Annotated in this window: 13 protein-coding genes; 7 read left to right on the forward strand and 6 right to left on the reverse strand. The window is 56.5% G+C overall.

Going from position 1 to position 13,324, the window contains the following annotated elements:
• Positions 1-220 precede the first annotated feature (220 nt).
• The 5 genes from istB to ACYQ15_RS16570 all read right to left on the reverse strand — a co-directional run bounded on the left by istB (position 221) and on the right by ACYQ15_RS16570 (position 5,826).
• Positions 221-991 (reverse strand): IS21-like element helper ATPase IstB, encoded by a 771-nt coding sequence (istB, locus tag ACYQ15_RS16550; RefSeq protein WP_459937800.1) that lies wholly within the window; start codon positions 989-991, stop codon positions 221-223.
• A complete protein-coding gene (istA, locus tag ACYQ15_RS16555) occupies positions 972-2,480 on the reverse strand; it encodes an IS21 family transposase (RefSeq protein ID WP_459937799.1) in 1,509 nt (502 codons plus the stop codon). The genes istB and istA overlap by 20 nt, the downstream gene beginning before the upstream one ends.
• On the reverse strand, positions 2,477-3,268 hold the full coding sequence (locus tag ACYQ15_RS16560; RefSeq protein ID WP_459938610.1) for a ParB/RepB/Spo0J family partition protein: 792 nt from the start codon (positions 3,266-3,268) through the stop codon (positions 2,477-2,479). Before ACYQ15_RS16560 ends, istA begins: the two co-directional genes overlap by 4 nt.
• Positions 3,265-3,672 carry a hypothetical protein gene (locus ACYQ15_RS16565; RefSeq protein WP_459937797.1) on the reverse strand — a complete coding sequence of 136 codons (408 nt, stop codon included), beginning with the start codon at positions 3,670-3,672 and terminating at the stop codon, positions 3,265-3,267. Before ACYQ15_RS16565 ends, ACYQ15_RS16560 begins: the two co-directional genes overlap by 4 nt.
• 1,590 nt (positions 3,673-5,262) lie before the next feature.
• Entirely contained in the window at positions 5,263-5,826 is a 564-nt protein-coding gene (locus ACYQ15_RS16570; RefSeq protein ID WP_459938611.1) for a tetratricopeptide repeat protein, read from the reverse strand.
• A 326-nt stretch (positions 5,827-6,152) separates the two neighbouring features.
• On the opposite strand from ACYQ15_RS16570, the gene flgB reads away from it, so the two are divergent.
• From flgB to ACYQ15_RS16605, 7 genes are all read left to right on the forward strand, one after another.
• Complete coding sequence (gene flgB, locus ACYQ15_RS16575) at positions 6,153-6,563, forward strand: flagellar basal body rod protein FlgB (protein WP_459939606.1); 411 nt, start codon at positions 6,153-6,155, stop codon at positions 6,561-6,563.
• Positions 6,563-7,000, forward strand: a complete 438-nt coding sequence (gene flgC, locus ACYQ15_RS16580; protein ID WP_459938612.1) for a flagellar basal body rod protein FlgC — start codon at positions 6,563-6,565, stop codon at positions 6,998-7,000. Before flgB ends, flgC begins: the two co-directional genes overlap by 1 nt.
• A gap of 58 nt (positions 7,001-7,058) precedes the next feature.
• Complete coding sequence (fliE, locus tag ACYQ15_RS16585) at positions 7,059-7,364, forward strand: flagellar hook-basal body complex protein FliE (protein ID WP_459938613.1); 306 nt, start codon at positions 7,059-7,061, stop codon at positions 7,362-7,364.
• A 124-nt stretch (positions 7,365-7,488) separates the two neighbouring features.
• The gene (gene fliF, locus ACYQ15_RS16590) at positions 7,489-9,096 is read left to right on the forward strand and encodes a flagellar basal-body MS-ring/collar protein FliF (protein WP_459938614.1); all 1,608 of its coding nucleotides are present in this window, start codon (positions 7,489-7,491) and stop codon (positions 9,094-9,096) included.
• The gene (gene fliG / locus ACYQ15_RS16595; RefSeq protein ID WP_459938615.1) at positions 9,089-10,099 is read left to right on the forward strand and encodes a flagellar motor switch protein FliG; all 1,011 of its coding nucleotides are present in this window, start codon (positions 9,089-9,091) and stop codon (positions 10,097-10,099) included. The genes fliF and fliG overlap by 8 nt, the downstream gene beginning before the upstream one ends.
• Entirely contained in the window at positions 10,086-10,814 is a 729-nt protein-coding gene (locus tag ACYQ15_RS16600) for a FliH/SctL family protein (protein WP_459938616.1), read from the forward strand. The genes fliG and ACYQ15_RS16600 overlap by 14 nt, the downstream gene beginning before the upstream one ends.
• Complete coding sequence (locus ACYQ15_RS16605) at positions 10,814-12,139, forward strand: FliI/YscN family ATPase (protein WP_459938617.1); 1,326 nt, start codon at positions 10,814-10,816, stop codon at positions 12,137-12,139. The genes ACYQ15_RS16600 and ACYQ15_RS16605 overlap by 1 nt, the downstream gene beginning before the upstream one ends.
• A gap of 27 nt (positions 12,140-12,166) precedes the next feature.
• Here the strand turns inward: ACYQ15_RS16605 and ACYQ15_RS16610 are convergent, their stop codons facing one another.
• Positions 12,167-13,297, reverse strand: coding sequence for an LBF_2804 family protein (locus ACYQ15_RS16610; RefSeq protein WP_459938618.1), 1,131 nt, complete (start codon positions 13,295-13,297; stop codon positions 12,167-12,169).
• Between the last annotated feature and the right edge of the window lie 27 nt (positions 13,298-13,324).

The raw sequence follows: 13,324 nt of genomic DNA on the forward strand, positions 1-13,324 counted from the left end.
CCTGAATTGCGCTTTCGCAGTGATTTTTGATGCACTATGAAGGTCAACATCCAGGCCCGGTGTTGTCTGTAGCCAGGTACAGCGAGATCGCAATCTGGCCACGTCTTGTTCGACCTGTGCATTGCAGGGATAAGGTTGAATGCGGGTGGATAACGTAAAAAAAGGGTCAGGCTTTCGATGGAAAGCCTGACCCTTTTTCGAAGACGGATGAGAGTATTGCTTACTCGATTCTAGTCGGGATTTTAGGGGCGTGTGGGCCGTGAGTGCGATAGCTTACGGCTGGGTGGATGTGCAGGATTTCGGCGCGGTGGAAGAGTCTATCGACCACGGCGTTGATCACGGAGGGGTTTCCCAGGGCCGTGCCCCAGTCTTCGATGCTGAGGTAGGAGGTCACGACCAGGCAGGCCTTGTCCTGGCATGCGTTGACCAAGTCCAGGAACAGGCTGGGATATTCGTGCTTGGTGCGGATATAACTGACGTCGTCGAGGATTAGAAGGTCCAGTTTGGACAATCCGACCAGGAGTTCGTCGGTGGAGTCGTCGGCCAGACTGGCATAAAGCTGGGCCAGGATTTCCTGCAACCTGGCGAACCTGACCTTGATGCCGAGTTCACAAGCCTTGATGCCGAGAGCCGCAGCGATATGGGTTTTGCCGCACCCGGAAGCGCCGAGGATCAGCAAGGGGCTTTTGTCGCGCACAAAGGCGAGCTGGCGCAAGTTTTTGAGGTGCTCGACATTGAGCCCAGGCTGGAAGTTCCAGTCGAAGTTTTCAAAGGTCATGTGCCTGGGAAAGCAGGCCTTGTCGATGCGGCGCTGCACGGCACGTTGCCGCCTTCCGGTGATCTGAGCGTCCAGCAGGTGGCTGATGAACTCCAAATGGCCTTGCCTTTCCTGCACGGCGTGGTGCAGGCTGGCCACCAGGGACTCAGCCATATCCTTGAGCAGGAGGGTTTTCAGATCCTTTTGGACTTTCTCAAGCAGGATTTGGTCCATCCTGTACCTCCTGGCCTTGAATCAGTTTGTCGTAACGCCCCAGGTCATGCTGTTGTACGGCCTGGGCCTTGAGCCATTGGCGGACGTTGTCGGGCATGGCCGCGGCTTGCCCAGACCGCAACTTTTGGCCACTAATGACGCGTAACACGGTTTGCGCGTCGTAGGCGCCGTACTTGGCAGCGTAGTTGAGGGCGCCGAGTACGACCTCTTGGCCGTGGCGGTCGGCGAGCTTGAGGATGCGCTGCATGTGATAGCCGGCAGCTCCTTTTTTTTCGTTGAGCAGCCCCTGGTAGTACATCCTGGCCGTTTCTCCCAGGCGCAGGAAAGCCTGCTCCAGGAGATGCTTTTGCCCGGACATGCTCTTGTAGCGCTGTTGATGCTCGGGCAGGATCTGTCTTTGATCCTGGCCCGTTGCATAGACATGCCGGCATTGCATTTGGTTGTGCAGCCAGATTTCCAGATGCTCCTTGTAGAGGCGGACCTGGACATGCTCGCCGATGAGGCTTGGGTCCGTGCTGTAGCGGTTGCGGTCCACTGCGATGCAGAAATCGGCGTGGACCAGGCGCTGGACTTCCTTGTAGACTTGGTCGGACAGGTTGCGGGACAGGGGCTTGAGAAACGACCGTTCCCGTTCCAGGCGGGCCATGGGTTTTTCCCTGAGCGTACCGTGGATGCGGACGTTGGCTTTGCTCGTCCTCCAGTGATCCATGCGCTGGTTGAGGTCTTCCAAATCCCTGAACTCCCTGCCTTTGAGGAAGTTGTTCTCGATGTAGTGGAAGGGGCGTTCCACCATGCCGTGGCGCTCTTTTTTGCCCGGTGGCAGGATGACGATCTTGAACCCGTACTCCTGGGCAAAGCGTTCGAAGCTCAGATTGATCTCAACCTTTCCCGGCCCGACATGCCTTCCCACCGTGGTCATGTTGTCGTAGGTCATGATTTCAGGCACGGCCCCCAGTTCCTGGAAAGCCTGCTCGTGCAGGGCGATGACGCTCTCCAGGGTCTGGTCCAGAAAGATGCGGGTGAAGATCCACCGGCTGAAGCACAAAACGATGGAGCCCGTCTGTACGCTCAGAACGCGACCGCCCATGGCGACCTTATGCTCGCTCCAGTCCATCTGGCCCTCGTGTCCCGGCGGATGGTCGATGGGCGCTGTGGCTCTTTTGCGGGGCTTGGGCCGGACCTTGCGCAGATACTCCTTGAGGATGGAGTATCCGCCTTTGTAGCCGAGTTCCTGAATCTCCTCCAGGATGCGCACCCCGGAAAGATCTTTCTCCCGGGCCAGATACTCGATCTTGCTTTTGAACGGAGTCAGCTTGCCGTTCCTGAACGAGGCCTTTTTGACGGCGTGTGCCGGCGAGCTGCTTCTTTTGAGCTCGCGCCGCACGGCATTGCGGCTGACCCCGGTCTGTTTTGCCGTGGCGCGTAACGAGCCCGTTTCCTGAAAGACTCGGCGCACCATGGTTCTTTGTTCTTCACTGATGCGGCTCATGTTTCCTCCAGTATCGTGTTGAGGGTTTGTAGGGATTTTTTGACCAGTTCCAGGGCAGACCGGCAGTGTTCCTGGTGAGCAAGGTTTTTTTCCAAGGATGCGAACATCTTCCAGAGACGGTTCAAGACTTTTTGCACGCTCTGCTGTTCTTGATGCACAGCAAGGGCCTGCCTGGGATCGTGGAGCAGGTATTTTTTGAGTTCCTGGTCTTTGGCCTTGGACCACAGATCAACCAGAGTCCGGACCTCGCCGACGTTGAGCCGATGGCCCTGAATGGCCGCGGAGAAGTCCGGCTGGTTGCAGGTGTGCAACCGCGCCAGATGCACACCGGACCCTGGGGGCAGCAGTTCCAGCTGGATGTCCTTGATGATCTCCGGCCCCAGGGAATTGATGAACAGCAGCCGCCGACTGACCCAGCTCTTGTGTCTGTCCAGGAGTGAGGCGGCCTCGGTCTGGCTCAATCCGTCGACCTCCACCAGTTCCTTGACCAGCAGGGCCTCCTGGACAAGGCTTGGGGATCTTCCGAGATTCAAGAGCAAGGTCATGGCCTTGGCCCGCACTAGGTCCGCATCAATGGTCATGGCCTCGATGCGGTCACGTCCCAGAGCCTGGGACGCGGCATACCGCTTGAAGCCGTCCACCAGCACCTTGTCCGCGACAATGGCCGGAGTCAGTTGCCCTTGCTTCCTAAGGGCGTCGGTCATGCGCCCAACCGCGACCTGAGGCGGCCTGCGCAAGGGAAGCAGGCGCATGTCGATCTGGTCCAGAGACAGGGAAAAGCTTTTCATCTGCCCTGAACCGCCTGCCGGATGCGCCGAGCCCCGGCTAGGTTCTTCGCGTACTGTTCTTCCTGAATGGACACATGACGAGACTCTCGACCCACCGGTTTCACCGGCAAGGAGAGGATCTGGAACAGGCGTCCGTCAAAGGCCAGCAGATCCTTGTCGATTAGCCCGTCCCTGGCTTGAATGTACTCATCCAGGTTCAGCCCCGTGATGGCGAGGATTTTCTCGTAGCTGTAGTACGACAGGCCTTTGTCGTTCGCGACGAGGATCAGAAAAAAATACAAAACCAGCTCCTGCACGGACAGCTTCTGCCAGAAGCCGTCGCGCAGGAAACGATGCTGGATGAAGGCAAAGCTGCCTTGAATGCTCCGCTGACGCTGCGCATTGATCACTCTCTTTTCCACCATGGTCCCCTCCTGTGGTTTTCAGGACGCATCCTGCCGCCCCTGACCCAAAACCCCTTCACTATCTCTCCGGCAGCACCGCAAAATCGGCAACGATGCGGGAGATAGCCCGCCCTCGGTCCGCTGTTTTCGGTTCCCGGACCAAGGTTGCAAGGGAGATTAACGCAACCGCCCAAAGGTGGTGAACCTTGATCATCCATGCCTTTTGATTTTTTTTTCAACCGGCGACGTCTCTCGCCAAGACAGTGCTGCGCCTTACCCTTGCGCGTCTTGCGGTATCGCCTCTGATAACGATTGAGCGATTCGCGCCTGGCCTCGGATCGGCAACGTGCGCAGCAAAAGGCCTGCCCTCGCCAGCAAGACCGGCAAACGCAAAATTTCACCCGACAACGTCGGCATGGTACAGTGATGAGCGGGACGATGGTGACGACCTCCGGCCTTGCAAGGAAACGACAGCCGGAGTATCAAAGGAAGTGGAAAGTGTGGGCTGCCGTCATTAGCGGTTGACCACGACGAAGGCTCGGAGGGTTCAGACTCCGAGCCTTTTTTATGCCTCACCATGTGTGCGGCGAAGTCAGATGGTCAGGGGCAAGCAACCCGAACCGTCATATCAACCGGAAGAAAAACAGGAAGTAAATCGAGTGTGTTTGCACACACAAGAGAAAAAAGAAGATACGGAAGAAAAAAAAGGAAGGAAATACACAAGCACCACTTCCGCCACACCAGGATTTCATCCAAACTGACTCACATGGGTCCGGTCTGGGGTGGCAGTGTCAATATGGCCAAGGCTGGCTTCCCTCCGGTAAAGTCACGTGCCCAAGAGAAATGCTCGAGTCGCGTTCTGACACAAGGCTTTGCTGGCCGTAAGCTGGTGTCGTATTCCTGGCTGAACGGCCTGCATCACAGCTACGCCTGGGCGTAGGACAAAAGCCTGAAAGTGTTCGAAGTCTTCGGATCGGCGTACGGCAGTCGAGGGATTGATGCGTCCTACGGCTGGCTTGGATAGCTTGAATGTTGGTTTTTGAACTGATCGCGAACTTGGATTTGTAAAAAATCTGTGACCGAGCAGGGAAAATGAGCGCGATATACTGGCTCTGGGTGGCACGATTCTTAAAAAATTATGTGACTTGGTCACTGGAAAGAGTGCAGCTTTTTATTGGACATTACACCCGCGCGTTTACTCTGGACATAATTCAGAGCTTGGTGCTTGGTAGTAATAAGACAGGAGTATTGCGTCCAAAAAACGTTAAAATGCTAAAAAAATATTAAAATTGCCAAAAACTTAAAAAATTAAGTCTACCTGCTCACTGAGCGGGAATTGTTCTGGCATAAAGTCAAAAATCTAACCTCAGATTGGCCTGAATGGCTTACTTGGATTCTCAATCGATCAATTCAGGTTGTGGTTTCTTTGGACGATATGGTCATGTCAGGCTGTCGGACTGATTTTTGATCCGTCGAGGAATTTCACAGGCCGCATCATACATTGGTAACGTAGAAACTCCATCAAGCTGATCACTAATACCTTCACCATTGGGACGCCAGTAACAGAATCAGGCGTCCCAATGGTCCGCAGAGGAGCAATACAGGATCGGTTTATTGAGCCATCTCGAGAAGAAGTTCCTTGGCAGGATCGTAGGTCGGGTCGATTTCCAGGCACCGCTCAAGCTGTTCCTTGGCCTGAGTGACTTTGCCGAGCTTGATCAGAACGCCTGCAAGGGTGAAGCGTATTTCGGCCTTGTCCGGGTTGAGTTCCAGGAAATTTTCCAGGGGTGCGGTGAGCTTGTCCAGGCAGTTCAGGCTGTGGGCAACCTGGACCAGCCCGTAGAGGGCCACTAGGTTTTCGGGGTTGAGTTCCAGGGCCTGGGAAAAATGTTCATATGCATCATTCATGGCGCCGGTCTCCATCTCCACCAAAGCCATGCCCGCAAGTGATTTATCAGTTGATTGAATTTCAGTCGCCCGCCTGTAGAGGCTGAGTGCATTCTCAAGGTGACCACGTTGGACAGCAACCGTTGCCAGTCCCAGGTATGGATCGGGATGCGTACCGTTGGAGTTGGCGGCTTTTTCATAGTACTGCTCCGCCTTGTCCAGCTCGCCCATAAACAGATAACATTCTCCAAGTTCTTTGTTGATTTCATAATCAAGATGGCTGGTCATGATGGTATCTCCTCTGTATAGATAATGGGTTCTTCAACAATTGCTCCTGTCTTAATTCTGACTGTTTTTCTTGGCATAAGCATCTTTCATGCCAATTATGGACTGCAATGATTGCCTCCTGGAGAGACAAGACGCCGATAGCGGTCGCTAATTGTTGGTTCGGCAGTCGGCGCATGGGGCGGCAGATTGCACTGGGAACGCCAAATGGCTGCGAGCGTTTTTTTGGAACGGGAGTTGCTAATTCCGGACGAAAACCACGTTTGGATCGTCACGCAACCCAAGTGTCACAGTCATGGCACAGTGGAAGAAAATGGAGGAAATACAACGTGAAAAGCCTGTTCGGTTCACATATTCATCTTCAGGCGAAGGTTCTTGATATGCGTCTTGAACGTCAAAATGTCGTCGCAGGGAATTTGGCGAACATCAAGACGCCTGGCTACAAGGCCCGCAGGCTGGAATTCGAGGAAGATCTGCAGCGTGCTTTGGGATTGGATGCCCGGGGAAAGATGACCCGAACCAACGCAGGACACATGCCGGCGGAATTCGATGCCAAAAATTTTTCCGCTGATTTCATAAAGGATCTCAAGCCGCGCGTAACGCAGGGGGAAGATGCCGTGGATCTGGACAAGGAGATGACAACCATGGCCAAGAACACGTTGCTCTACAATACGCTGATTACAACGTTGCAGAAGAATTTTGAAGGATTGAAGACAGTGATAATGGAAGGAGGCAAATAATGGATTTCATGACCGCACTGGATATCGGTGCTTCCGGATTGAGTGCCGAACGGACGCATTTGAACGTCATATCCATGAATCTGGCCAACGTGAATACCACTCGGACCCCTGAAGGCGGACCATACCGCAGAAAAAGCGTTGTCTTTCAGTCCACCCCCCTGGATTCACCATTTACCAAGGCCATGCGTTCCGAGCTTGAGCGGGAGGTGCAGGGCGTGAAAGTCAGCGGAATCGTCACGGACCAACGGCCCTTGAAAAGGGTTTATGATCCGGGCCATCCTGATGCGGATGGGCAGGGCTACGTCAGCCTGCCGGACATCAACGTGGTTGAGGAAATGGCGAACATGATGACGGCCTTGCGCACGTACGAGGCCAACGCCGCCACGGTTTCCTCAGCCAAGGCCATGTTCAACAAGGCTCTGGAACTGGGCAGGTAACCTGCGTTACGACTGTCCATCACAGCAACGATGAGCATCCCTGCATTTGGAGGAATAAATGGCCATTTCACCCATCGCCCTGAAGGCGTACGCTCAAGCGGCAAAAATGCCGCGCCCCGAAACCGTTCAGCCCCATACCGAGACAAAGTCATTCACCTCCACGCTTCAGGATTCATTGCGCAACGTGAACAATCTGCGTCAGGAATCCATTGGAATGATCGAATCCTTTGCCGCAGGTGAAAACCAGAATGTGCACGAGTTGATGATTGCCATGCAGAAGGCAAGTTTATCCATGAGCATGACCTCCGCGGTACGCAACAAGCTCATGGAAGCCTACAAGGAAGTGATGCGCATGCCCTTCTGAGACAAGGTATATGCAGCCTGAAGAGCGTCGGGTGCTGTTTTTCGTACCCTGTAATTCCTGACGGACCGCTGATTGCCTTGATTGTCGATTTCAAACCATAATCCCCTGATCCGGAGAAAAGACCATGCCTCCCTTTCTGGAAAATCTGAAAGCCAAAGCTCTCCTCATCTGGAATGATTCCAGCGTTTCTCAGCGCATCATGGTCGGAGGACTGGCCTTTTCCATGGTCCTTGTTTTTTTTCTTTTGTTGTACTGGATGGGAAGACCGGACTACGCCGTGCTTTATGATCGCTTGGCTCCGGAGGATGCCAACCGGGTGGTGAGTACGTTGCAAGCCGCCAACGAGCCCTTTCGATTGACGGACAACGGCCAAACAATCCTTGTTCCGATGGATCGGGTGCATGAACTTCGCTTGCGGATCGCCGGAGAAGGGGCATTGCGCGGATCAGGGCTTGGTTTTGAAATCTTTGACGACGTCAAGCTGGGGCAGACGGATTTCATCCAGCGCATCAATTACCAGCGGGCGCTGCAAGGTGAATTGTCCAGAACCATCAGTGAGTTTCCGGAAGTCGACAGCGCCAGAATCCATCTGGTCATTCCGCATCGCAGCCTGTTCATTGAAGAACAAAGTCCGCCCTCAGCCGCGGTGATATTGACCATGCGCCAGGGCGCCCGCCTTGAATCCCGACAGATTCAGAGCGTCGTCAATCTGGTAACCTCCGCGGTGGAAGGATTGACGGCGGAACACATCACCGTGTCGGACACCAGCGGCCGGGTGCTCTATCAGCCAAGGGCATCGGATACCTTCGAAGGACTGTCCAGCACGCAGCTGGAGTACAAGCTGCAGCTGGAACAGACGTTGGAGCGCCGTATCGATCAGATGCTTATTCCGCTGTTCGGACACGGCCAGGTCATAGCCAAGGTGAATACGGATCTGGATTTCAGTCAGCGCACCATTCGCAGGGAAATGTTTGATCCGGACAGCGCCGTGGTCCGCAGCGAACAAAAAAGCGATGAAACAAGTTCAGGGCAGTCCAACCTGGACGGCGGAGTGCCGGAACCGCAGTTTCGCGGCGAGGGCTTCGCGGGACAGGGAACGATCCAAGAGAGCATGCGCTCGTCTTCCACGATCAATTTCGAGATCGATCGCGAGGAGCAGCAGATCATCATGCCCATGGGGCAATTGCAGCGGCTTAGTGTTGCGGTTATCGTCGACGGCACCTATGAAGCGTCACCTGACGGCTCGGGCCATATTTTCATCCCCCGGAGCGCTGAGGAGCTGCAGCGCATCGAGCAGCTGGTGCGCAACGCCATCGGCTATGACGGAGCGCGGGGGGACAGCGTGGAGGTCTCCAGCATTTCCTTCGGCGGCCCGGAAGTTCTTCCTGCGCCGGGACTGGCGGACATCATCCTGGATTACGGCCGGCAGTTCGGCAAGCCGATACTCAATTTTCTGCTGGTTCTGCTTTTCCTGCTCCTGGTGCTCCGACCGGTGGTTCTGGCCATGATTCGGCCCCGTGTCGCCGAGCAGGACGATTCGGCGGTGGAAGGTCTGCCCAGCGGCGATATGGAACAAATGGCCCTGGAAGAGGCCGAGGCGATGGAGAGCGAAACAGTTCTGGCCCAGCGGCGCATGGAGCAGCTGAAGCAGCAGACCGAAGAATTGTTGCAGAAGAACATGGAGCAAAGCATCAACGTGCTCAAGATCTGGTTGAAAGAGGAGAATGCCTGACGTGGCTGAAAAAATTTCCGGCACCCAAAAGACAGCCATCCTGCTTCTGGCCATGGGCGACAAGTATGCCGTGGACGTGTTCAAGCACCTGGACCGGCGGGAAATTTCCCGGGTAAGCAAGGCCATGGTCGAAATGGACACGGTTCCCAAGGAAATGGTTGAGAACGTGCTCCGGGAATTCAACCAGATCCTGTCGCTGGGCGAGAACATGCTTGTCAGCAGTCCGGACCGGGTGCGACGGATGTTGCAGGGGCTGGACAGTGATACGGCCAAATACGTCCTGGATTCACTGGATCTGGACGCCGGTCCGGCGCCGTTCAAGTCCCTGGAGAACGTGAGTCCGAAGATGCTGGCCCAGATCCTGCGCAATGAACATCCCCAGACCCTGGCCTTGATTCTCGGGCATCTGGATTCGGAACAGGCGGCGGGTCTGCTCCAGAGCATGCCCACGGCCGTGCGTGCGGAGGTCCTGATCCGTCTGGCCAAGCTGGAGGCTGTTCCCGAAGACATGCTGGTGGAAGTGGGCAGAATCCTGGAGCGGCAATTGATTGCCATGGGAGGTCGCGAGGGCAAGAAGGTCGGGGGCATCCCCGCGGTTGCGGAGATCCTCAATGCCGTGGATCGCAGCACGGAAGAAGAGGTCCTTTCGGACATCGAGGAAGAGTCCACTCAGTTGGCCGAAGATATCCGTCAGCTGATGTTCGTGTTCGAGGACATCAAGCAGCTGGACGATCGCAGCATTCGCGAATTGCTCAAGGAAGTCAGCAATGACGAACTCACCTTGGCCTTGAAGGGAGCCAGCGAGGACCTTCGGGACAAGTTCTATTCCAATCTTTCGGAACGTGCCGCGACCATGATCAAGGAAGATCTGGAAATCATGGGACCGGTCAAGCTTTCGGAAGTGGAAGCGGCGCAGATGAACGTGGTCAAGGTCGTCCGCAGACTGGAAGCGGAAGGCCGGATCATCATCACGGGCAAGGGAGGGGGAGATGTCCTTCTCTAGCAGGCCGGGCGCCGATGGGAAACCGGAAGGCAGGATCATTATCGGTCCTCGTTCCGTGGGTCTGGGTGAGCTGACCTTGAACAGCAGGCGTCAGGATGCCTGGAGCATGGAAACCGAGGAGGAGTATCTGACGCGTGTGCGAAGTCGAGCCCAGGACATGGCCAGGGAAATTCTGGCCCAGGCAATGGCCGAGGCGGAGCAGATCCGCGCCCAGGCTCACGAGGAAGGGTATCGTGCCGGCCAGGCCCAAGCGGATGCCGAACTGATGGTGGTCCGGGAACAGGCTGCAAGCCAGTGCTCCGCCATTTTGAACGCTATTCAGGAGCAAGGCGAAAAGGTGTGGCGGGCGCACCGGGCAGATCTGATTTCGCTGCTGCACATCATGGTGGAAAAGATCATTGCCGTGGAGTTGGAAGCGCATCGCCGGGAGAGTCTGGCCATGCTCCTGGATCAGGCCGTGGACATGATCGACTCGAAGCGCAAGATGGTCTTTTCCGTGCATCCCAGGGATCGCGAACTGATGGAGGAGATGCTGCGTCAAAACCGCAACGGGGAGGATCAGCTGGAAAACTGGAAGGTCAAGGAGGATCCGCGGATCGAACAAGGCGGGCTGATTCTGGAATGCGACCACGGCATGGTAGACAACACCATTGCATCGCGCAGAGCCGGTCTGGAGGACATCGTGGCGCAACTCACTCTTGAGGAAGGCACCTGATGGGCCTGTCGCCACGGAATTGCATCAATGTGCTCCGGGAGACGGACCCGATCCAAACCTACGGCAAGGTGTCCAAGGTGGTCGGGCTGCTGGTCGAAGGTCGGGGCATGAAGGCTTCCCTGGGATCTTTTTGCCGCCTCCTGTCTGATGACGGAAAGGAGGACATCCCGGCGGAAGTGGTGGGTTTTCGGAATGGGTCCGTGCTGTTCATGCCGTACGGCGAGATGCGGGGCATCCGCCCGGGGAGTTTGATCCAGAACTCCAACACGCCGCCGTTGTTTCCCGTGGGCGACCAGATGCTCGGCCGCGTGGTGGATGCCTTTGGACGACCCATGGACGCCGGCCCTCCTTTGCGGGCATCCCAGTATTATCCGCTGCATGCCAATCCCTTGAATCCCCTGAAGCGGCCCCGGATTATGGCGCCCCTGGATACCGGCATTCGGGCCATCAACGGCTTGCTGACCCTAGGCAAGGGGCAGCGGGTGGGAATCATGGCCGGTTCCGGCGTGGGCAAGAGCACTCTGATGGGCATGCTGGCCCGGTATACAAAGGCGGACATCAACGTGATCGCCCTGGTGGGCGAACGTGGGCGGGAGGTGCTGGACTTCATGGAAAAGGATCTGGGACCGGAAGGTCTGGCTAGATCCATTCTCATCGTCGCTACTTCGGAACAGGGCCCCCTGGTCCGGATGCGCGCCGCCTTTGCCGCCACGGCCGTGGCTGAATATTTCCGGGACAAGGGCAAGGACGTGATCCTGATGATGGATTCCGTGACCCGTTTCGCCATGGCCGCCCGGGAAGTGGGGCTGGCTGCCGGCGAACCGCCCACCACCCGGGGATATACGCCCACGGTTTTCGCCATGCTGCCGCGGCTGCTGGAGCGGGCTGGAAACAGCGAAAAAGGCAGCATCACTGGAATTTACACTGTCCTTGTGGAGGGTGACGATTTTTCCGAGCCCGTGGCGGACTCGGTCCGCTCCATTCTGGACGGGCACATTGTCCTGACGCGGGAACTGGCCGATCAGGGCCATTATCCGGCTGTCGACGTGCTCAAGAGCGTCAGCCGGCTGCGCGCCGACGTCTCTCCGCCGGACATCGTCCGCTGCGGCCAGGAATTCGTCCGCACCCTGGCCACCTTCAAAAAGGTCGAGGACATGGTGAACATCGGGGCATACGCCAAGGGCAGCAGTCAGGAAATTGACTTGGCGTTGCAGCGCATTGGTCCGATCCAGACCTATTTGCGCCAACAGGTTGATGAATGCCAAACCCTTGAGGAAAGCTACACAGCCCTGCACGCTCTGCTGGAGAAAACTGCCGCAAAGTGACGGTGCGTGCCGAGAAGGCGCTGGCGATCAAGAGACCTGCGGAGCGACCGCATCGAGCCGCTCGGGTTCCAGGCCCTGCCCGTCATAAACGTCGCCTTGCAGAGCTTTCAATGCCTTTTTGTCCACTTGGCGGCCAAGGCGCTCCGCCATCTCGACAAGAAATTTCCGTTGGCCCTTGCGCGGGGGGCCGCGCAGGATGGTGGCGGCAACCAGGATGCGCAACAAGGCCTTTGTGCCGGCCTTGCCAAGTTCGGTTTCGTTCAATGCGCCTTCCCGCCACTCGCCTTTGATCTTTTCTTCGTCAATTTTCCATCTCTCCAGGAGCTGCCCCAGCAGCAGAACATGGTTCGGGTGCGCGTCCTGGCTGCGGATCACGCTTTCCCCCACGGCCTTGTACAGGAGTTCTTTCCGGGACTGGTCCAGGGAATCGCAATCATCCTTGGTGATGGCTTCCAGATCGCGGATGGCCACGGGACCGGCGGTCCGGATGCGCGCTTGGCGCAGGATCCAATAGGTGATCAAGGCATTCCAGAAGGCGAAGACTCCAATTGCGGCGAAGGGAATCAGCGATCTCAAAGCGGCCCGGGCGAGAACACGACGCATGATCACCCGCAGGGCCATGCTGGTTGCACCAACCTTGAGCCGGTAGAAAACCGTGTACATGAGCAGTTTCCATCGCGGCAGCCTGGAGTAGGGATCGACGCCGTGGAATTCGGCACGGGGATTCGGCATATCCAACGCGGCTCGAGACAAGCCCAGGACCATCATCCTTTCCACGTCGTCACGGTCGATGTCCAGACCGGCCTGGGTGGCGGCACGCCCGACGGTTCGAAAAATCCGCCAATAGAGAATGATGATCTCCGCTCCGCTGATCACCAGCCCCAGGACGGAGAAGATCACCCAGTACCGCCATCCCTGATCGTCCCCGAACCATTCTTCGAGACCCATTTCAGTCAGCCCGAAGAGAGCTCCGGAAACAGCTCCAAGGATGGATGCCTGGATGATCGTGCTCCGCTCCATCCTCTGGATTTTGCGGAGAACCTCTTTGGGCCAGTGGCTTAATGCAGGCTGATCCGAACGTGAATGCCTGCGCATCCAGTGCAGTCCCCATCTTTCAAAGATGTTCAGGGTGTCCGTATGCGGTGCCGCTGGACGCATTTATCGTTCAACTCCTTGCCGACATGT

The organism is Desulfonatronum parangueonense, assembly GCF_054656975.1.

What these genes read in the sequence shown, in the direction of transcription:
- ACYQ15_RS16560 (WP_459938610.1), bottom strand. Translation starts at nt 3,268, where the DNA reads ATGAAAAGCTTTTCCCTGTCTCTGGACCAGATCGACATGCGCCTGCTT.
- ACYQ15_RS16570 (WP_459938611.1), bottom strand. Translation starts at nt 5,826, where the DNA reads ATGACCAGCCATCTTGATTATGAAATCAACAAAGAACTTGGAGAATGT.
- ACYQ15_RS16565 (WP_459937797.1), bottom strand. Translation starts at nt 3,672, where the DNA reads ATGGTGGAAAAGAGAGTGATCAATGCGCAGCGTCAGCGGAGCATTCAA.
- ACYQ15_RS16600 (WP_459938616.1), top strand. Translation starts at nt 10,086, where the DNA reads ATGTCCTTCTCTAGCAGGCCGGGCGCCGATGGGAAACCGGAAGGCAGG.
- fliG (WP_459938615.1), top strand. Translation starts at nt 9,089, where the DNA reads ATGCCTGACGTGGCTGAAAAAATTTCCGGCACCCAAAAGACAGCCATC.
- istB (WP_459937800.1), bottom strand. Translation starts at nt 991, where the DNA reads ATGGACCAAATCCTGCTTGAGAAAGTCCAAAAGGATCTGAAAACCCTC.
- ACYQ15_RS16605 (WP_459938617.1), top strand. Translation starts at nt 10,814, where the DNA reads ATGGGCCTGTCGCCACGGAATTGCATCAATGTGCTCCGGGAGACGGAC.
- istA (WP_459937799.1), bottom strand. Translation starts at nt 2,480, where the DNA reads ATGAGCCGCATCAGTGAAGAACAAAGAACCATGGTGCGCCGAGTCTTT.
- ACYQ15_RS16610 (WP_459938618.1), bottom strand. Translation starts at nt 13,297, where the DNA reads ATGCGTCCAGCGGCACCGCATACGGACACCCTGAACATCTTTGAAAGA.
- fliE (WP_459938613.1), top strand. Translation starts at nt 7,059, where the DNA reads ATGGCCATTTCACCCATCGCCCTGAAGGCGTACGCTCAAGCGGCAAAA.
- flgC (WP_459938612.1), top strand. Translation starts at nt 6,563, where the DNA reads ATGGATTTCATGACCGCACTGGATATCGGTGCTTCCGGATTGAGTGCC.
- fliF (WP_459938614.1), top strand. Translation starts at nt 7,489, where the DNA reads ATGCCTCCCTTTCTGGAAAATCTGAAAGCCAAAGCTCTCCTCATCTGG.